General features: G+C 41.0%; 19 protein-coding genes. 16 read left to right on the top strand and 3 right to left on the bottom strand.

Features of this window, described 5'->3' with window-relative positions; genetic code table 11:
* Positions 1-2: 2 nt before the first annotated feature.
* From MHH68_RS08630 to MHH68_RS08640, 3 genes are all read left to right on the top strand, one after another.
* Positions 3-1,424, top strand: coding sequence for a LutB/LldF family L-lactate oxidation iron-sulfur protein (locus tag MHH68_RS08630; protein WP_339165741.1), 1,422 nt, complete (start codon positions 3-5; stop codon positions 1,422-1,424).
* Entirely contained in the window at positions 1,424-2,146 is a 723-nt protein-coding gene (locus tag MHH68_RS08635) for a lactate utilization protein C (RefSeq protein ID WP_339165742.1), read from the top strand. The genes MHH68_RS08630 and MHH68_RS08635 overlap by 1 nt, the downstream gene beginning before the upstream one ends.
* A 145-nt stretch (positions 2,147-2,291) precedes the next feature.
* Complete coding sequence (locus MHH68_RS08640; protein ID WP_144462011.1) at positions 2,292-3,200, top strand: DMT family transporter; 909 nt, start codon at positions 2,292-2,294, stop codon at positions 3,198-3,200.
* Positions 3,201-3,211: 11 nt separating this feature from the next.
* Here MHH68_RS08640 and MHH68_RS08645 read toward each other — a convergent pair whose 3' ends face one another.
* Complete coding sequence (locus tag MHH68_RS08645; RefSeq protein WP_339165743.1) at positions 3,212-3,406, bottom strand: hypothetical protein; 195 nt, start codon at positions 3,404-3,406, stop codon at positions 3,212-3,214.
* A 110-nt stretch (positions 3,407-3,516) separates the two neighbouring features.
* On the opposite strand from MHH68_RS08645, the gene MHH68_RS08650 reads away from it, so the two are divergent.
* From MHH68_RS08650 to MHH68_RS08680, 7 genes are all read left to right on the top strand, one after another.
* Entirely contained in the window at positions 3,517-5,733 is a 2,217-nt protein-coding gene (locus tag MHH68_RS08650) for an RNA ligase (RefSeq protein WP_061407932.1), read from the top strand.
* Positions 5,734-5,796: 63 nt separating this feature from the next.
* Positions 5,797-6,507: a DUF421 domain-containing protein gene (locus MHH68_RS08655; RefSeq protein WP_058015674.1), complete on the top strand. Its 711-nt coding sequence runs from the start codon at positions 5,797-5,799 to the stop codon at positions 6,505-6,507.
* Between the two features lie 228 nt (positions 6,508-6,735).
* Positions 6,736-7,317 (top strand): TetR/AcrR family transcriptional regulator, encoded by a 582-nt coding sequence (locus tag MHH68_RS08660; protein WP_058015673.1) that lies wholly within the window; start codon positions 6,736-6,738, stop codon positions 7,315-7,317.
* 21 nt (positions 7,318-7,338) lie between these two features.
* Complete coding sequence (locus MHH68_RS08665; RefSeq protein ID WP_061407935.1) at positions 7,339-10,482, top strand: bifunctional cytochrome P450/NADPH--P450 reductase; 3,144 nt, start codon at positions 7,339-7,341, stop codon at positions 10,480-10,482.
* Between the two features lie 196 nt (positions 10,483-10,678).
* The gene (locus MHH68_RS08670) at positions 10,679-11,587 is read left to right on the top strand and encodes a trypsin-like serine protease (RefSeq protein ID WP_061407938.1); all 909 of its coding nucleotides are present in this window, start codon (positions 10,679-10,681) and stop codon (positions 11,585-11,587) included.
* Between the two features lie 261 nt (positions 11,588-11,848).
* Complete coding sequence (locus tag MHH68_RS08675; protein ID WP_244270805.1) at positions 11,849-12,229, top strand: NucA/NucB deoxyribonuclease domain-containing protein; 381 nt, start codon at positions 11,849-11,851, stop codon at positions 12,227-12,229.
* Between the two features lie 145 nt (positions 12,230-12,374).
* The gene (locus MHH68_RS08680; protein ID WP_061407940.1) at positions 12,375-13,223 is read left to right on the top strand and encodes an STAS domain-containing protein; all 849 of its coding nucleotides are present in this window, start codon (positions 12,375-12,377) and stop codon (positions 13,221-13,223) included.
* 33 nt (positions 13,224-13,256) lie between these two features.
* Here the strand turns inward: MHH68_RS08680 and MHH68_RS08685 are convergent, their stop codons facing one another.
* Positions 13,257-13,799 (bottom strand): IseA DL-endopeptidase inhibitor family protein, encoded by a 543-nt coding sequence (locus tag MHH68_RS08685; RefSeq protein WP_058015669.1) that lies wholly within the window; start codon positions 13,797-13,799, stop codon positions 13,257-13,259.
* A gap of 294 nt (positions 13,800-14,093) precedes the next feature.
* On the opposite strand from MHH68_RS08685, the gene MHH68_RS08690 reads away from it, so the two are divergent.
* Entirely contained in the window at positions 14,094-14,528 is a 435-nt protein-coding gene (locus MHH68_RS08690) for a hypothetical protein (protein WP_058015668.1), read from the top strand.
* Between the two features lie 45 nt (positions 14,529-14,573).
* Here MHH68_RS08690 and lexA read toward each other — a convergent pair whose 3' ends face one another.
* Positions 14,574-15,194: a transcriptional repressor LexA gene (lexA, locus tag MHH68_RS08695; protein ID WP_003212311.1), complete on the bottom strand. Its 621-nt coding sequence runs from the start codon at positions 15,192-15,194 to the stop codon at positions 14,574-14,576.
* 158 nt (positions 15,195-15,352) lie between these two features.
* Here lexA and yneA point away from each other — a divergent pair, with 158 nt between their 5' ends.
* The 5 genes from yneA to sirA all read left to right on the top strand — a co-directional run bounded on the left by yneA (position 15,353) and on the right by sirA (position 19,467).
* On the top strand, positions 15,353-15,664 hold the full coding sequence (gene yneA / locus MHH68_RS08700) for a cell division suppressor protein YneA (RefSeq protein ID WP_003211955.1): 312 nt from the start codon (positions 15,353-15,355) through the stop codon (positions 15,662-15,664).
* Between the two features lie 17 nt (positions 15,665-15,681).
* The gene (locus MHH68_RS08705; RefSeq protein WP_061407941.1) at positions 15,682-16,329 is read left to right on the top strand and encodes a recombinase family protein; all 648 of its coding nucleotides are present in this window, start codon (positions 15,682-15,684) and stop codon (positions 16,327-16,329) included.
* Between the two features lie 69 nt (positions 16,330-16,398).
* Positions 16,399-16,629, top strand: a complete 231-nt coding sequence (locus tag MHH68_RS08710; RefSeq protein WP_003211509.1) for a DUF896 domain-containing protein — start codon at positions 16,399-16,401, stop codon at positions 16,627-16,629.
* Between the two features lie 190 nt (positions 16,630-16,819).
* Positions 16,820-18,823: a transketolase gene (tkt, locus tag MHH68_RS08715; RefSeq protein WP_339165744.1), complete on the top strand. Its 2,004-nt coding sequence runs from the start codon at positions 16,820-16,822 to the stop codon at positions 18,821-18,823.
* A gap of 197 nt (positions 18,824-19,020) precedes the next feature.
* Complete coding sequence (sirA, locus tag MHH68_RS08720) at positions 19,021-19,467, top strand: sporulation inhibitor of replication protein SirA (protein ID WP_012010100.1); 447 nt, start codon at positions 19,021-19,023, stop codon at positions 19,465-19,467.
* The last annotated feature ends 9 nt before the right edge of the window (positions 19,468-19,476 follow it).

Consider the following 19,476-nt stretch of genomic DNA (forward strand, 5'->3'; position numbering starts at 1 on the left):
ACATGAGTATGAAAATTGGAGCGAAGGCCTTTAAAGAACGAATCGGGGAAGGATTAGAAGATACGGTCATGAGAGGAGCTGTTTCCTCAGCGCAGGAACGCCTGTATGAAAGGCGGCTATCTGCGAGCGAAGAACTTGGCAACTGGGAAAAGTGGCGAGAACTTGGCGAGGAAATCCGGCAGCATACGCTGACGCATCTTGATGACTACTTATACCAGTTAAGTGAAAGCGTTAGTGCACGCGGAGGACATGTCTTTTTTGCAAAAACAAAGGAAGAGGCATCGGCGTATATTCAACATGTGGCACAGAAAAAAGCGGCCAAAAAGATCGTTAAATCAAAATCAATGGTCACAGAAGAAATTGAAATGAATCAAGCCCTTGAAGAGATCGGCTGTGACGTGGTGGAAAGTGACCTTGGCGAGTATATTCTGCAAGTAGATGATCATGAACCTCCTTCACATATTGTGGCACCTGCTCTTCATATGACGAAAGAACAAATAAGAGAAGTCTTTCACGAAAAGCTCGGGTATGAGATGTCAGAGACACCTGAAGATATGACGAGTTTTGTGAGAGCCATATTACGTGAAAAGTTCCTCGAAGCAGATATTGGTGTCACCGGCTGTAATTTTGCTGTCGCCAATACAGGCTCCATTTGCCTTGTGACAAATGAAGGGAATGCGGATCTTGTTACGGCTATCCCGAAGACACATATCGCCGTTATGGGCATGGAACGGATTGTTCCAACGATGGAGGAGCTGGATGTCCTCGTTGGTCTTTTGTGCAGAAGTGCAGTCGGTCAGAAATTAACGAGTTATATTTCTGTCGTCGGACCAAAAGGAGAAGAAGAAGTGGATGGACCAGAAGAATTTCACCTGGTTATTGTGGACAATGGGCGGTCCAATATATTAGATACTCCCTTTCAGCCTGTTCTCCAATGTATCCGGTGCGCAGCCTGCATCAATGTGTGCCCAGTTTACCGGCATGTGGGCGGACATTCATACGGATCGATTTATCCGGGGCCAATTGGCGCTGTTTTATCGCCGCTTCTTGGCGGCTATGATGACTACCAAGAGCTCCCCTTTGCATCCAGCCTTTGCGCGGCCTGCACAGATGCTTGTCCAGTAAAGATCCCGCTTCACGAATTATTAATAAAACATCGACAAGTCATTGTTGAAAAAGAGGGGAGAGCGCCTAAAGCTGAAATGATGGCGATGAAAATGTTCGGAATGGGTGCATCGACTCCCGGTATGTATCAATTCGGAACAAAAGCAGCTCCTGTATTGATGAATCGTATGGCTTCAAACGGACAGATTTCAAAAGGAATAGGTCCTTTAAAGAATTGGACAGATATTCGTGACCTGCCAGCTCCAAGTAAAGAAAGATTCAGGGATTGGTTTAAAAAGAGACAGAAGGAGGAGCAGTGATGAAGGGAACCATTTTTCACCGAGAATCGTTCTTAGCGCATATTCGTCAGCAATTAGGGAAGGATTCCTCCTCGTCTGCATCTATTCAGCGTCCGGCTTGGAAGCATCAAGTTCAGTGGGAAACAAACGGACTTTTGTCTAAAGAAGAGCTAGTTGAGCAACTGAAGGTGCAATGTCAACGAATTCACACAAGAGTGGTCGAAACAACACCAGAGGAAGCGCCCTCTGTATTACGATCATTAATGACAGAGTATGGAGAGGGTTCTGTGATGACATCGGGCGATCATCGTTTTGAACAATATGGATTTTATCCGATGTTTGACAGCTTGCAGCACGAAGGATTCACAGTCACCAGCTGGAATGCTGAAGCATCAAGGGAAGAAAATATCAGGCTGGCAGAACAAGCGGCTTATTCGGTTGTATTTAGTGATTATACTCTTGCAGAATCAGGGACAGTCGTCCTTTCATCCCATCAGGGCCAAGGAAGAGCGCTGCATTTTTTACCGATGATGTATATCGTGTGTATCGAAAAAAGCACGGTGGTTCCGCGGATGATTCAGGCAGTTTCGGCTCTTAATCGCTCGGTAGAAGAGGGGGAAGAGCCGAAAGGTGCGATTCATTTCATATCAGGTCCAAGTAACTCTGCGGATATTGAGATGAATTTAGTAGTAGGTGTTCATGGTCCAGTTCGGGCGGTTTATCTATTGATAGATGATGAATAGGGCTTTCGAGATGAAAGCCTTTTTTCATACAAAAAAAGCTTACATCAGTTTTAAAATCATCTTGCCTCTAGCGGATTGGACATAGTAAGATGACGACATACAAGGATGAACTTCTCATCTACTGCTGATGTAAAGGAAGCTGCTCATGGACATGAAGTCAACTGCTCAAAAGAAATCAATTGCACTGCCGCTTGTGATTTCAATTATTGCCATTTCGTTTTCTGCTATTATTGTGAAATGGTCAAATGCACCTGCTGCTATTTTAAGTATGTATCGAATGATCTTTGCCGCAGTTTTTATGCTGCCGTTTATTCTGCCACGAAAAAAAGAATTTCTCTCGATTCAGAGAAGAGACTGGTTTTTCTTATGTATGTCAGGCTTCTTTTTAGGACTCCATTTTGTGTTGTGGTTTGGCTCACTGAAGCTGACGACTGTGGCAAGCTCTACTATTATCATCGCCCTTCAGCCGATGGTCTCCTTATTAGGCGGCTTTCTCATTTTTCGTGAACGAACCACGCTCCCTGCACTTTTGACGATGTGTGCCGCAATTGTTGGTGCACTTATGATTGGGTGGGGAGACATAGGTCATAGCCAGGAAGCCATCCTAGGAGACATTTTATCCTTTTTAAGTGTGATCGCCGTTGTTTGTTATTTATTAATAGGTCAACAGGCTGTCAGAAAGATATCTCATTGGATTTATAGTTTTTGTGTGTTTGGTTTTGCCGGTCTTTTTTTAATTTTATTTAATTTGATGCAGCAAACTCCTTTTACAGACTATCCAGGTAAAGAGTGGGGGATCTTTTTATTGCTTGCGATCATTCCCACCATGTCTCATGTCATTAATAATTGGCTTTTAACCTATGTCAATGCCACAACCATTTCAATGAGTATCCTTGGCGAACCTGTTGGAGCCACGATTCTTGCTGTATGGCTACTTGGAGAAAAAGTCACGCTGCTTCAAATGTGTGGCGGTTTTCTTGTCCTTTTAGGCGTCTTTTTCTTTTTGATGCATCAGCGGCAAGGGATTGTGATGAAACAAAAAAAATCCGGTTAAATCCCGGATTTTTACTCTTTTAAATCGTTCTTTTCAATCACTTTGTTTAATCTTTCCTCGACCTTCTTCAATTCCATTCGTTTTCTTCTGATCATTCGAAAAGCGATGACAATGATCGTCACGATAGCAGCAATGAATAGAAGAAGAGAGAACATTTGAAATAGAAGATCACCCATGTTAAATGCCATATTCTCTCCGTTAGACATACGTAAAACCTCCCTTTCTATCTATATATTACCATAATCAATAAAAGATTGAGATTTATCCATTATTTATCTATAATAGGTAAAATATCACTTGTTAAAGGAGAACCAATATGAGAACTTTAGTCCTTTTACGAGGTCTCCCAGGCGCAGGGAAATCAACTTGGATCAAAGCCCAAGGCTTAGAGCCTTACACGTTATCAGCGGATCAGATCCGTCTTTTGACCCGGCCTCCGCAGTTATCTGTCAATGGGAAACCAGAAATTTCAAGCAAACATGACCACAAAGTCTGGTCTTTATTATTTGAATTGCTTACAGCTCGTATGGAACGTGGAGATTTTACTGTGATTGATGCCACGCATATTTCAAGCAAATCGATATCTCAATATAAATCGCTGGCCACATCGTATCATTACAGGGTGTATGTCGTCGATTTCACGCAGGTGCCGCTTGAAACAGCTCTCCTGCAAAATCGCTCACGGGAAGCTCACAAAGTTGTTCGGGAGTCTGTTTTATATCAAATGAACGAGCGTTTAAAAATAGAAAAGGTCCCATCATGGGTGACGGTCTTGCAGCCGGAGGAATATTCGCAAGTGATGACCTATCAGCCTCGATCCTTTGATCAATATGAGGCCATTCATATCTTTGGAGATATTCACGGCTGTCATACTGCTCTGACCACCTATTTGCAAGGAGATATTAAAGAAAATGAACTTTATATATTTGCAGGTGATTTACTTGATAGAGGGATAGAAAACAAGGAAGTATTAGAATGGATGCTCGCACATAGAGAATGCCGGAATGTCATCGTAATTGAGGGCAATCATGATCAGCATTTATACCGGTTTGCACATGGTGAAAAAGTAAGAAGCAATATGTTTAACCGGCATACTGCACCTGAAATCGAAGCAGCAGACTTTGATTTAAAAGAAGTACGGAAGTTTGTCAGAACATTTCATCAGCTCACTTATTTTACGTACCATGGCAAGACATTTCTTGTTACCCACGGGGGGCTTGCTCATTTGCCAGAAGAGCTTCTGCATGTCTCAACACAGCAGCTCATTCACGGTGTAGGTGAATATTCAGATGACATTGACCATTTGTTTGTTCAAAACACTGCTGGATTAGATGTCATTCAAATTCACGGGCATCGCAATTTATACAGGCTGCCTACTCAAGCAGCGGAAAGGTCTTATAATCTAGAAGGCCAGGTTGAATTCGGGGGACAGCTGAGGGTGTTGAAAATCACAGCTGACGGGATTGAGACACATGAAATTGACAACCCAGTCTATAGAGCTTCTGAAAAAAAACCATCGGCTGCTATTCAACCAGATATCTCACTAGATGACTTTTTAGCTCACTTAGATCAGCATGACTATGTACAGGAATTAAAGCTTCCGCACCATATTTCATCTTTTAATTTTACGAAAAAAGCGTTTAGTGAACGGCAGTGGGATGATGTGAATGTGAAGGCAAGAGGTTTGTTTGTCAATATGGTGTCAAAGCAGATTGTTTCAAGAAGCTACAACAAATTTTTTAACATTGATGAGCGTCCGGAGACAAAAATGCATCATCTAGTGAACCACCTTCAATTTCCTGTTACCGTCTATGATAAAGCAAATGGATATTTAGGGACGGTTGGGTATAACGAAATGGAAGATGAATTGGTGTTTACGTCCAAATCGTATACATCTCATGTGAAGCAAAACCAGCATGCTTCTTGGGTCGAAGAGTTATTCTATCAGACCTTCGGAGACGTGCAGGTCGACTACATCAAATCATACGTACGTGACCACGATGTATCTCTTGTGTTTGAAGTCATTTTGCCAGAGAAAGACCCGCATATAATCACATATGATCATGATCAACTCATTTTACTTGATATTGTGAAGCGTCAGCTGAGCTATGAAAAGGCACCTTTTACTGAAGTGAAAAGAGTAAGCGAACAGCTTGGAATGTCCTGTAAGCAGGAAGTGGCTGTGTTCCATGATTGGACCTCTTTTTATAAATGGTATCAGGCCGTCTCTCATGACGACACGATCAAAGAAGAGGGATATGTCATTGAGGATGATCGCGGCTTTATGACCAAGCTCAAGCTTCCTTATTATCAATTCTGGAAGCAGATGCGTTCGATCAAACAGCGCGTTGCAGAGAAGCGTTCCACGCAAAAATATATGCAGGCATTGCAAACAGCGGAGCAAGCTAGATTTTATACGTGGCTTCTTGAGCAAGATGCCAATGCTGTCAGAAATAGCTCCATTATTGAGCTGCGTTCACAATTTGAGCAAAGCGATGCTGTCCAATTGAATAATGATGGAATAAATGCATAGTCTAAAAAGGAGTCTTTTCTAAGGAAAAGGCTTTTTTGATGCAATTGAAAGGTGGACCCTTGCATGCCAGACCATATTGAAGTCATTTTACGGACGATGTTTGCTTTTGCGATTTTATTTGTCGGAGCACGTCTTCTTGGAAAACAAACCATTGCGCAAATGAATATTTTTGATTTTATAGCAGCCATCAGCTTAGGTTCAATTGCGGCGAGTCTCGCGTTTAATACTACGCTGCCGTTTCATCACACGACGATTTCCTTTGTCACGCTTGTCATGATCATTTATGTGATTTCTCTCATTGCTTTAAGGAGTCGAAAATTGAGAGGATTTATGGCCGGTAAACCAACCCTTGTCATACAAAATGGCAAAATTCTTGAAGAGAATATGAAGGGAATGAGGTATACCCTTGATTATTTAAATCAGCAGCTGAGAGAAAAAGACATTTTTGATATTAGCGAAGTTGAATTTGCCATGATTGAAACAGATGGGCATATGTCAGTGAAAAAATATCCTTCGTTTGAAAATGTCACTCGAAAGGATATTCAATTGTATATGAAGGCAGAGGGCTACATGCCTATCGAAGTGATCATGGACGGAAAGCTCATTTTGAAAAACATTCATGAAAATCAATTAACTGTGGAGTGGATAGATGAAGAGCTTAAGAAAAGGCAGCTCTCCTTAAAGGACATTGTATACGCAGTCCGTTCAAGTAATGGCAGCTTATATATTGATACATATGACGACCACATTCACTCTCCGATTGATCAAGAATGAAGGTATAGTGCGGAGGTCACCCTCCTGACACATATCTGTCAATGTTTCTAAGTCGTTTGGATGCTGTCTGACTAGGCATCATTTCTCAATTATTATTATTTTCAGAAAATGTGGTGACGGAGAAAAATAAGTATGTTTAAGTATAAATAGAAGAATTTAAAATATTAATATAATATATATCAAGCGGAATGAACATTCATTCCTAGTGAAACGAAAGGAGAGGATGAAATGTCTGTAGCGACTAGTGATAAACAGGAGCAGATTATGAAGGCTTCACTGGACTTATTTATTGAACGTGGCTTTGATGGCACAACGATGCCGATGATTTCAAAAAAAGCCAACGTTGGAGCGGGAACCATTTATCGGTATTTCGATAGTAAAGAAGCACTCGTCAACATTTTATACCAGCGAAGCCTCACTGCGTTTATCGACAAAATCAGCACAAACAGTCCAGACCCAAAAGCAAGTATCAGAGCCTATTTTAAGCATGTCTTTTATTGCTTGGTTTTGTTTACAAAGGAGAACCCGAGTGGTCTGTACTTCTTAGAAATTGATAAACGGTCACATTATTTAGATCAGAAAAGTAAAGAGAAAATGCAGCAATTGTTAAATGAGCTATTCCTCATCTTTGAAGAAGGGAAGAAGGATGGGATTCATCCGAATCTATCAGGGAGAACCATTTTATCCATTGTATTTGGCGCATTCGTCCAGCTTCACAAGCAGATTCTTGCAGAAGAAATAGATCCAACGATTGAATTTTTAGAGGATATTGAGCAATGTTTATGGCGCGCCATTAGCGTTGCATCATAAAGAAATAAAGGGAGTGGGCATATGCATCAATCATCAATCATTCCAAAACCAAAAACATACGGACCTTTTAAAAATATTCCCCATATAAAAAAGGGAGAGCTTTCTCAAACCTTTTGGCGGCTGGCAGATGAATTAGGACCGATTTTTCAGTTTGAATTTTCAAATGCAACAAGTATTTTTGTTTCCAGCCATGAACTTGTCAAAGAAGTATGTGACGAAAGCCGTTTTGATAAATTTATTGGGACTAGTCTCAATAAAGTAAGAGCATTTGCAGGAGATGGACTATTTACAAGCTGGACAGAAGAACCGAACTGGAGAAAGGCTCATCAAATTTTGATGCCTGCATTTAGCCAGCAGGCCATGAAGGGCTATCATGAGATGATGCTCGATATTGCCACACAGCTTGTGCAAAAATGGCAAAGAACAGGCCGCGATGAAGAAATTGAAGTAGCTGAGGATATGACAAAGCTGACTTTAGATACGATCGGCCTTTGCGGTTTTGATTTTCGCTTTAACAGCTTTTATAAAGAAAATCAGCATCCGTTCATCGAAAGCATGCTGAAAGGCTTAAATGAAGCAATGGAGCAGTCGAGCCGATTGCCGATTGCAGATAAACTCATGATCAAAAGAAGAAAAGAATTTGACCAGCATGTCGATTTTATGTCGCAATTAGTAGATGACATTATTCAGGAACGAAAAAAACAAGATAAAACGGGCGATGATTTACTGTCACTTATGCTGCATGCAGAGGACCCTGAAACAGGTGAACGTTTATCCGATGAAAATATCCGTTATCAAATCATTACCTTCTTAATTGCAGGGCACGAAACAACAAGCGGACTGCTATCATTTGCGATTTATTTCTTACTAAAGAATCCAGAGAAATTAAAGAAAGCCATCCAGGAAGCAGATGAGGTGCTGCAGGGCGGGCTTCCGACATTTAAACAGGTGCAAAAGCTAAGCTACACTCGTATGGTGTTAAATGAAGCCCTTCGCCTCTGGCCAACAGCGCCTACGTTCTCTCTTTATGCGAAAGAGGACACAGTAATCGGGGGGAAATATCCGATTCAAAAGAATCAAAGTGTCTCTGTACTGCTCCCTAAATTACACCGTGATCCAGCAGTATGGGGAGAGGATTCAGAAGACTTTAAACCAGAGCGGTTTATGCACCCTGAGAAAATCCCGCAGCATGCCTACAAGCCTTTTGGGAATGGACAGCGTGCATGTATCGGTATGCAGTTCGCCCTGCATGAAGCTACGATGGTTCTCGCGATGGTCCTGCACAATTTAGAGTTAATTGATCACACATCTTATGAGCTTGATTTAAAAGAGTCTCTCACAATTAAACCTAACGATTTTAAAATCAAAGTGCTGCCAAGGAAGCAGCAATTCTTTATGGCTCCACCGAAAGAAGAACCGAAGAAAAGCACCAAATCTAGTGATTCAAAAGTGGCGAGTCACGGTACTTCGCTGCTAGTTTTGTACGGATCAAATCTTGGCACAGCAAAGAAAATAGCGAACGAATTGGTTGAAGACGGGAAAGCAAAAGGGTTCGATGTGACCACTGCGTCGCTTGATGACTTTACACGCCGATTGCCAGATACAGGTGCTGTCCTCATCGTGACCGCTTCATACAACGGACATCCACCTGACAACGCGAAGCAATTCGTGGATTGGTTGACGCAGGATGAAGAGCAGGATCTATCAAACGTGACATTTGCAGTCTTTGGGTGTGGGGATCGAAATTGGGCGAGTACGTATCAGCGTATTCCTCGTCTGATTGATGAAGCACTTGAAAGAAAAGGGGCAAAGCGTGTAACGGATATTGGTGAAGGCGATGCAGGCGGTGATATGGATGAAGATAAAGAAACATTCCAGAAGACGGTCTTCGAACAGCTTGCAAAAGAATTTAAGCTCACTTTCCAAGAAAAGGGGAAGGAAAAACCAAACCTATCAGTTGCTTATACGAATGAGCTAGTTGAGCGTCCTGTAGCTAAAATATATGATGCCTTTTCAGCTGTTGTATTGAAAAATGAAGAATTACAATCAGAAAAAAGCACACGGCAGACAAGACATATTGAACTGAAATTGCCTGCTGGAAAAGTATACAAAGAAGGGGATCATATCGGGATTGTGCCGAAAAATAGTGATGCACTCGTTCAGCGTGTGACCCACCGCTTTAAACTAGATCCAGAGCAGCACATTAAGCTTTCATCTGAGAAAGAGGCAAGTCATTTACCATTAGATCAGCCGATTCCAATCAAAGAATTACTCGCCTCGCATGTTGAGCTTCAAGAGCCTGCGACACGTACACAGCTAAGAGAGCTCGCAGCACATACTGTATGTCCGCCTCACCGCGTGGAGCTTGAACAAATGGCTGGTGAAGCATATCAAGACGCCATCTTAAAGAAACGAGTAACCATGCTGGATTTATTAGATCAATATGAAGCGTGTGAGCTGCCGTTTGTGCACTTTTTGGCACTTTTACCAGGTTTAAAGCCGCGTTATTACTCGATTTCTAGCTCGCCAAAGGTAGAGGAAGAAAAAGTCAGTATCACAGTGGCAGTTGTAAAAGGTAAAGCATGGAACGGACGCGGAGAATACGCAGGCGTCGCATCAACCTATTTATGTGGTCTGAAAGAAGGTGAAGAAGTCGCCTGCTTCCTTCACGAAGCGCAGGCAGGATTCCAGCTACCACCTTCATCTGAATTACCGATGATCATGATCGGGCCGGGTACAGGAATCGCTCCATTTAGAGGGTTTGTTCAGGCAAGAGAAGTGTGGCAGAAGGAAGGCAAACCACTAGGCGAAGCTCACCTGTATTTTGGCTGCCGTCACCCTCATGAAGATGATCTGTATTTTGAGGAAATGCAGCTTGCAGCGCAAAAAGGAGTTGTTCACATCCATCGTGCTTATTCTCGTTACAATGAGCAAAAAATATATGTCCAGCATTTGTTGAAAGAAGACGGCGGCACGCTGATCAAGTTACTTGATCAAGGTGCGTATCTTTACGTGTGCGGGGACGGAAAAGTCATGGCACCAGACGTAGAGGCTACATTGATCGACCTCTATCAACAAGAGAAACAATGTTCGAAGGAAGTAGCTGAAAATTGGCTGACAACCCTTGCAAATAATAATAGATATGTAAAAGATGTATGGAGCTGACAAAAGGAAAGACCGCCAATTAGGCGGTTTTTTCTGTTTCATCAAGAGAGGTGAGATCGATAGAATGAAAGTTTGAAAGTTACAAAACACCTAATTTAGAAATGAAATATTTTGTAAAAAATAAGAATATTCTCTCATTTACTCCAATATGAAACAATCGTATCATTTTTGATATAGGACATAAAGGAGGAATATGATGAAAAAGGTGAAAATGTTACTCCCTTCTCTACTTGTTTTTGGTGCTTTAAGTGTGCCTAGTTTTGCCCATGCCTCATCTGATTCAGTGCTAACGTCTGATTATGACATGGTGACTTCTGATGGAAAGGTGATCTCTTCAAGTGATTTCCACAATGATACGAAATCCCCCTCATCCTTTGATAAAGTGGATGATCTATCTTCAACTGTTGGTGAAAAAGTAAAACCACTATCAAAATATTTAAAAGACTTTCAAACAAAAGTCGTCATTGGAGACGATGGTAGAACAAAAGTAGCAAATACAAGAGTGGCACCATATAATTCAATTGCTTATATTACGTTTGGCGGCTCCAGCTGCACGGGGACCCTGATTGCCCCTAACAAAATTTTGACAAACGGACACTGCGTGTACAATACAGCATCCAGAAGTTATAGTGCAAAAGGATCGGTGTATCCAGGCATGAACGATAGTACTGCGGTGAATGGCTCAGCAAATATGACAGAGTTCTATGTACCAAGCGGGTATATCAATACAGGTGCGAGCCAATATGATTTTGCCGTGATCAAAACAGATACGAACATTGGCAATACAGTCGGTTACCGTTCCATCCGTCAGGTGACAAACTTAACTGGGACAACGATTAAAATTTCTGGATATCCAGGTGATAAAATGAGATCAACTGGCAAGATCTCGCAGTGGGAGATGTCAGGTCCTGTGACAAGAGAAGATACGAATCTCGCATACTATATGATTGATACATTTAGCGGAAATTCAGGCTCAGCGATGCTAGATCAAAATCAGCAAATTGTTGGGGTTCATAACGCAGGGTATTCAAACGGTACGATTAATGGCGGTCCAAAAGCGACAGCTGCCTTTGTTGAATTTATCAACTATGCAAAAGCGCAATAAAAGCTAAATCATAAAGCTTGTTTCCTTCATAGGGGACAAGCTTTTTTATGTGGATACAAGTGTCTATCTGTTTATGCTTGAAAAATCCATTGACACTTAGCCTCTTCATTTTTTTCACATGTCAATCGTGAACGACTCATACATTAAAATGACACATTCCCTTTAAGTCAAGATTCTGCTTGAGAAAAATGAGGAGGTCTCACGCTTTTGAAGATGAGAAGAGGCTGGATTACTGCTGTCGTCTTATGCTTTGTGATATGGATGGGCACGCTGTTAGGTGGATTTGGAGAGGAACATGCGGCAAAAGGTGCGGATCGATATGATCATGTTATTCAATTTCCAAAGGAACGGTACCCTGAAACAGGCAGTCATATTCAAGAAGCTATTCGAAAAGGGCATTCAGATGTGTGTACGATAGACCGAAATGGAGCAGATGCCCGCAGGCAAGAATCATTAAAAGGCATTCCGACTAAGCCTGGATTCGACCGAGATGAGTGGCCGATGGCAGTTTGTCTTGAAGGAGGAAAAGGGGCGAGTGTTCAATATGTCAGCCCGTCTGATAATAGGGGAGCAGGCTCATGGGTCGGACACCAGATAAGTGGGTATCCTGATGGGAAAAGAATTTTATTTATTGTGAAATAAAACTAAAAGAGAGGCGCCTGTGAGTAGGTGTCTTTTTTTGTTCGATCAGAGCGTATTGGAGTTAGCAGGGACAAAAGATTCAGTGTACAATTGATCTATAAGATACAAAGATAGACAAGAAGAAAATGTGAAGGGACATATGCTTATGGATAAGAACCGTGCATTATACGATTATTTCATACAACATGCAGAGAAACTGACTGAAACTTGGTACGATTCAATTGAGGATGATGATCCAGAATCAATTTATCGTTCAACAGATTCCAGCATCATATCAGAGCTGAAACGGCAAAATCAAGATTATTACCAGCATTTTATACGTGCTCTTATTGAAGACAAGACATATTTACATACTGAGTTTAAAAAGTGGTCTGAAGATTTAGCCAGTGACCCGAAGCATTTAAACACACCATTAGATTATGTTGTGAGAGAATACATGTCCAATCAAAGAGTGGTCCTTCATTACTTAAAAGAATTTATTAAGCAGCGTCAAGATGAAATTGATATTGACCGCATCTTTTATTGGTATGATTTAATTTCAGAGGCGTTTAATATTTCCATTCATGTGTTCATCCAGCAATATGTAAAAAATACAACGAGGAAGCTCGTGGCACAAAGAGACATGATTTACGAGCTGAGCTCACCTGTCATTGTCTTAAAAAGTCATATTGCGTTATTGCCGTTAGTAGGTGATATTGATACAGCGAGAGCGAAGATTATTTTAGAAAATACGCTGAAACAGTGCTCACAAAAAGGAGTACAGCATTTATGTATTGATTTATCGGGCGTTGTCATTATTGATACAATGGTGGCTCAGCAGATCTTTGATCTTGTCACATCACTTCGGTTAATTGGAGTAGAGACAACCATTTCAGGAATCAGACCAGAAATTGCCCAAACGGCTGTACAGCTCGGGCTTCCTTTTAATGAATTTCGCACCGCAGCATCACTTGCTCACGCCCTAGACCGCATGACTGAATTTACTTCAATATAAAAACCAGGCCATTCAATCGGCCTGGTTTTTTATTTAGATAACAGCGTCAATTTTTGTGACTTTCCAATCTTTTTGTCCTTTTTCGAACGTAACCGTTCTTTTTACTTTGCGTCCATCAAGTGTTGGGACAGTGAATTCATATGTGCGGACTGTTTGTTTTTTAGAGACAAGTTTAGGTGTGGCTTTATCCCAATTAAGCATATTGTCACCGTCGCCGACCGGAACAGCCATTTTGCCTTTATGAACAATGAACTGATAGTCTTTTAAACCTTGATTAATGGCTTCTTTTGTGAAAACTTGAGATAGGTAGCTGTTTAGTTTTTTCTTTGTATCAAATGTTTTAGAAAGATAGTTGTAAGTCATGTCTTTATAGCTAAATGATTTTAATTTGTAATCAGAATGTTCATTAATTTTGTAGCCTGACATCGCACTCCAAAAGTGTTCCCGTGCATCAAGGGCAATATGTAACGCTTCTTTATTTGTCAAAGTGGCTGGTTTTTTAGAAGCGGCCAATGTTGTGGATTGTAATGAGATCATAAGCATAATAGCAGTTAATAAAACGAATAATTTTTTCAAGGCAATTGCCTCCTTTTCTCAATGAAAACTTCTTATGTTACAAATGTTACAATAATTACAGCGATATTACAAGTGTTAAATTGAAATGTTTTTTATTTCTTTTCTTTCTATATATATAACGTTTGAGGGTGGCAAAAAGTTTTCATTTTTTTATTTTTTCTTTATATCTACTATTTAACCGTTCTAAAGAAGAACAAAACGTTTTTTGGAAAAATTTCTGTTTGGATGTTCAACACGCTTTGTCATTGATGACATATACTATCGTGATGAATGTCTAAGAAAGTGGTGTTGAATATGTATTATCCGTATGAAGGTGTGTGGAATGGGTACTCATATGACAGGCAGATGCAAGGTTGGCCGTCGTTCCCTTCTCAAGTTGGAGGATTTCCAGGGTTTCCAATCGGAGGAGGAGGCACTGGGCCCGGATCTAGTGGATCAGCCCCGCCAGCTCCACCACAGCATATCATTTCGCAATATCAGCAAGCGTTATCGCAGCCTCAAAGCATGCAGTCTCTTATTTCAGGGCAGACAGGTGGAGGACAGCAATCAGTTCAGTTTGCTGCGGGATGTAATAGAAGATGGACGATTGTGTTTATGAGAAACGGTCAAGTGTTTTTAATGTATGTTCTATCTTCACAGCCTTTCGGGAGAACAACTGGCTTTATATGGCCGAACTTTACATTTGGCTCCTTCCCAAGCTCGAGTATTCTTGCCTATTCTTGTTCATAAAAAAAAGCCGGTTCTCATCATTAGCTGATGAAATACCGGCTTTTTTTAGTGAATATTTCTAAATACGCCAATCACTTTACCTAGTATACTTACATTCTGTAAAATAATCGGTTCCATAGATGGGTTTTCTGGCTGTAATCTAAAGTGTGTATCTTCTTTATAGAAACGCTTCACTGTCGCTTCATCTTCCTCTGTCATGGCGACGACAATATCTCCATTGTTAGCAGTGCTTTGCTGACGCACAATGACATAGTCCTTGTCCAAAATTCCTGCGTCAATCATACTTTCTCCCATAATTTCAAGCATAAATACTTGTTCATCTGGTGCTGCAAAAGTCTCTGGAAGAGGGAAGTATTCTTCTACATTCTCAACAGCCGTAATAGGCAGGCCTGCTGTTACTTTTCCGATGACTGGTACGTTCATTACAGCACTCTTTGGAATATTCATTTCCTCTTCATCTAATACTTCGATCGCTCTAGGTTTTGTCGGGTCTCTTCTAATTAAGCCCTTCGTTTCTAGTCTAGCTAAATGTCCATGAACCGTTGAACTTGATGCTAGACCGACAGCTTCTCCAATTTCACGAACGGATGGAGGATAGCCCTTACTTTTTACTTCTTCTTTGATGAATGTCAGGATATCGAGTTGTCTTTTTGATAGCTTCGTCATCTTTTGCACCTCAAAACGTCAATTTTAAAGAAATTATAGCATGTTTTTCCTAACAGTACAAACATAGGTTCGAAAAAACGTTTGACAGAAACGTTTGTTCGTATTTATAATAAGTGACAGAAAGAACGAACACACATTCTATTAGGAGAGATGACATTATGAGGTTAAAAGAATCTATTATTTTTATTGGGGTATTCTCATTCATCGTTGGCATATTTCTCTCACTTATTGCAGTCACAAGCCATAATGATCCAAATCAATATGTTAAAATAGAAGTTCAATCAGGTGATACCCTTTGGGGATTAGCTGATCAAGTAAACGACAGCAAATCAATCGATAAAAATGCGTTTATTGACTGGGTCACCCAGCACAATGATCTTGCTTCAACAGAAATCCAGCCTGGTGACATCCTTGTAATACCAGTCAAAAAAGAGCATCCAGTCGTATATCAACTTGCAACAGTACAGTAGAAAGGTCGATTGAAGACATGAATGCAATCATCTATGCGAGAGTAAGTACTGTTAAAGAAGAGCAGGAAACCTCGCTGAAGAGACAAGAAGAAGAATTGCTGGCTTTAGCTGCTATGCACAAGATGAATGTGGTTAAAGTCATTAAAGAAAAAGCAAGCGGGTATGATCTAGATCGCGATGGTGTGTTTGATATGCTAGCTACACTAAAAGAAGAGTCAATTGAGGCTGTTCTTATCCAGGATGAAACACGTCTCGGAAGAGGACAAGCAAAAATTGCGCTTCTCCATTGTCTTTTTAAAGAGAATGTGAAGGTGTACAGTACGTTTCATAGAGGCGAGCTTGAGCTTTCAGAAGCAGATGAAATGGTGATTGAGATCGTAGGAGTCGTTGAAGAATATCAACGAAAAATTCATAATCTGAAAATCAAGCGGGGAATGAGAAGAGCTGTAGAACGCGGGTACCAGCCCGAACTGAATTTAAAACAGCAGGATCATGCGCCTGGTCGTGAGCGTATTGAAGTGCCAATTTCAGAAATTGTTCGATTAAGAAAAAACAACATGACCTTCGCCGAAATTGCAGCAACTCTTCAGGCACTAGGTTTTGACATTTCAAAAGCAACGGTCCATAGAAGGTATCAAGAATATGAAAAAGGTTTGACCACCTAAAGCTCGATTTGTTGTCAAAATGATTGATATTTAGTAGTATGTAGAGAAAATGTTTTAAAGGAGTTAGTCATGATTTCTAAAAATCAGCTTGCAAGAATCAATGAGCTTTCAAAAAAGTCAAAAGAGACCGGTTTGTCAGACGCTGAAAAAACAGAACAAAAGCAATTAAGAGAAGAGTATTTAAAAGCTTTTCGTTCTTCTATGAAAAATACACTTAAAACCGTGAAAATCGTTGATCCTGAAGGAAACGATGTCACACCAGAAAAATTAAAAAGAGAAAGAGATCAAAACCTTCATTAATAGTTGTATGATTTCTTGAATTTTGAAAAGATGGGAAGAATATTCTCATCTTTTTTCATATTTGCATAACTTTTTAGGTGATCGATAAACTAAATGTGACAAAATCCTTCTTTTTCAGCGTGAAATAGTTGTGAAAAAAGGACAGTAGATTTATGATAATGGTGTACACAAGATACGGAAGGGGATTTATATGGAAACGATTGAATTGAAATCTATTGCAACAATACGTACTCTCTCCATAGACGCAATTGAAAAAGCGAATTCCGGTCACCCTGGAATGCCGATGGGTGCTGCACCAATGGCATACGCTTTATGGACGAATCACTTAAACGTAAGTCCGCAAAACCCAAGTTGGTTTAACAGAGACCGTTTTGTATTATCTGCGGGACATGGTTCTATGCTTCTATATAGCATGCTTCATTTAAGCGGATACAACCTGAGCATCGATGATCTAAAACAATTCCGCCAATGGGGTAGCAAAACACCTGGACATCCTGAATTTGGACATACAGAGGGCGTAGATGCCACAACAGGTCCTTTAGGGCAGGGGATTGCCATGGCAGTTGGTATGGCACTTGCAGAAAGACACCTTGCGGAAACGTATAACAAAGACAACTTTAATGTTGTAGATCACTATACATACAGCATTTGCGGAGATGGAGACTTAATGGAGGGAATTTCCTCTGAAGCTGCTTCACTTGCTGGTCATTTAGGCTTAGGCCGTTTAATTGTTCTTTATGATTCAAATGATATTTCTTTAGATGGCGACCTAGATCGTTCATTCTCTGAAAATGTGAAGAATCGTTTTGAAGCGATGAACTGGGAAGTTCTTTATGTGAAAGACGGCAACAACATTGAAGAAGTGACGGCTGCTATTGAAAAGGCAAAACAAAGCACAGACAGACCGACACTGATTGAAGTGAAAACAACAATTGGTTTTGGATCGCCAAACCGTGCAGGAACATCTGGTGTGCATGGTGCACCACTTGGCAGCGATGAAGCCAAGCTGACGAAGGAAGCTTACTCTTGGACGTTTGAAGAAGATTTCCATGTACCTTCTGAAGTGTACGATCATTTCAAAGAAGCTGTAAAAGACGCAGGTCAGAAGAAAGAAGCAGCTTGGAATGAACTATTTGCGCAATATGAAAAAGAATACCCTGAGCTTGCAGCTCAATTGAAGCTTGCGATTGAAGGAAAGCTTCCTGAGAATTGGGATCAAGAGGTTCCTGTTTATGAAGCAGGTTCAAGTCTTGCCTCCCGCGCTTCTTCAGGCGAAGTATTAAATGGCATTGCAAAGCAAGTAGCTTTCTTCATTGGCGGGTCTGCTGACCTTGCAGGTTCAAACAAAACAACGATTAAAAACACTGACGATTTTGGTAAAGAGAATTATGCCGGCAAGAACATTTGGTTCGGCGTCAGAGAATTTGCAATGGGTGCAGCGTTAAACGGTATGGCGCTTCACGGCGGTCTTCGTGTATTCGGCGGAACGTTCTTTGTTTTCTCAGATTACTTAAGACCAGCGATTCGTCTTGCTGCCTTAATGGGACTTCCAGTCACTTATGTCTTTACTCATGACAGTATCGCTGTTGGTGAAGATGGTCCGACGCATGAGCCGGTTGAACAGCTTGCTTCATTACGTGCGATGCCGAACCTTTCTGTTATTCGCCCTGCGGATGGAAACGAGACAGCTGCAGCGTGGAAACTGGCTGTATCTTCAACGGATAAACCGACAGCACTAGTTCTGACTCGTCAAAACCTTCCAACGATTGATCAAGCACCTGAGAAGGCATATGAGGGAGTAGAAAAGGGTGGATACGTCGTTGTTGAAGCTGCTGATGCACAGCCTGAAGCACTTCTACTTGCTTCCGGATCTGAAGTCGGCTTAGCGATTGAAGCGCAAAAAGCACTTGAAAAAGAAGGGATTCGCGCGTCTGTTGTCAGTCTTCCTGCATGGGATCGTTTCGATCAGCAGTCAGACGAATACAAAGAATCAGTCCTTCCTACAGCAGTACGGGCTCGTATTGCGATTGAAATGGGGGCTTCACTTGGCTGGGAGCGTTACACTGGTCTTGATGGTGACGTAATTGCCATTGATAAATTTGGCGCTTCTGCACCTGGTGAAACCATTATTGAGAAATACGGTTTTACGGTCAGCAATGTCGTCAGCCGTGTGAAAGCGAAGCTGAACAAATAACCAGTCTCCAAGCATCATGCTTTTTTTCATCTGTTTGCAGAGCATTTTCATCCGCTCTGCAAACTTTTTTCTTTTTTCTTGTTTTTTTGACAAAACTAGTTTCTTCTTGCTTCATATATAGACAATTCTTTCTTTCGCATTTTTGTATAATACAAGCAATATACGAGATTGACGAAATGTGAAAGGAAGGGATAGACATGGAACGCCATTATTATATTTATTGGATTGAGGATGAATTTGCCCATCATTATTTTGGCAGAGAATCAATTTTGTTTCATTTGTTTGAGTCGTTACACTGGACGAACCGCACGGAAGATGAATTGGTGATGCTTGTGAAACAAGTGGATTACGTGACGAAACGAATCCCTGCTTTTCATATGCACCAGCGATTAATGAACAACTTAACGAATATTCACTATACACAAATTGGCTCGATATACAGCGCTTCCTTACCTGATGGAAAAGGAACGGCTGCATTTATCATAAAAGATCGTTATATCCAAATGTCTGCCACCGGCAGTTATGAAGCAGAAGCAGTGTTTTTTGAAGTGCTGAGAAAAATTAGTCCTTGCTTCCTTGCGATGGACTTCGGTTCAAAGAAGCACGGGTGGCTCAATCCGGTAAAAGTGAGGAATTTTGTTTAAAAAAATAAA

The organism is Bacillus sp. FSL K6-2841 (genome assembly GCF_037976435.1).
Taxonomy (GTDB): Bacteria; Bacillota; Bacilli; order Bacillales; family Bacillaceae; genus Bacillus; species Bacillus pumilus.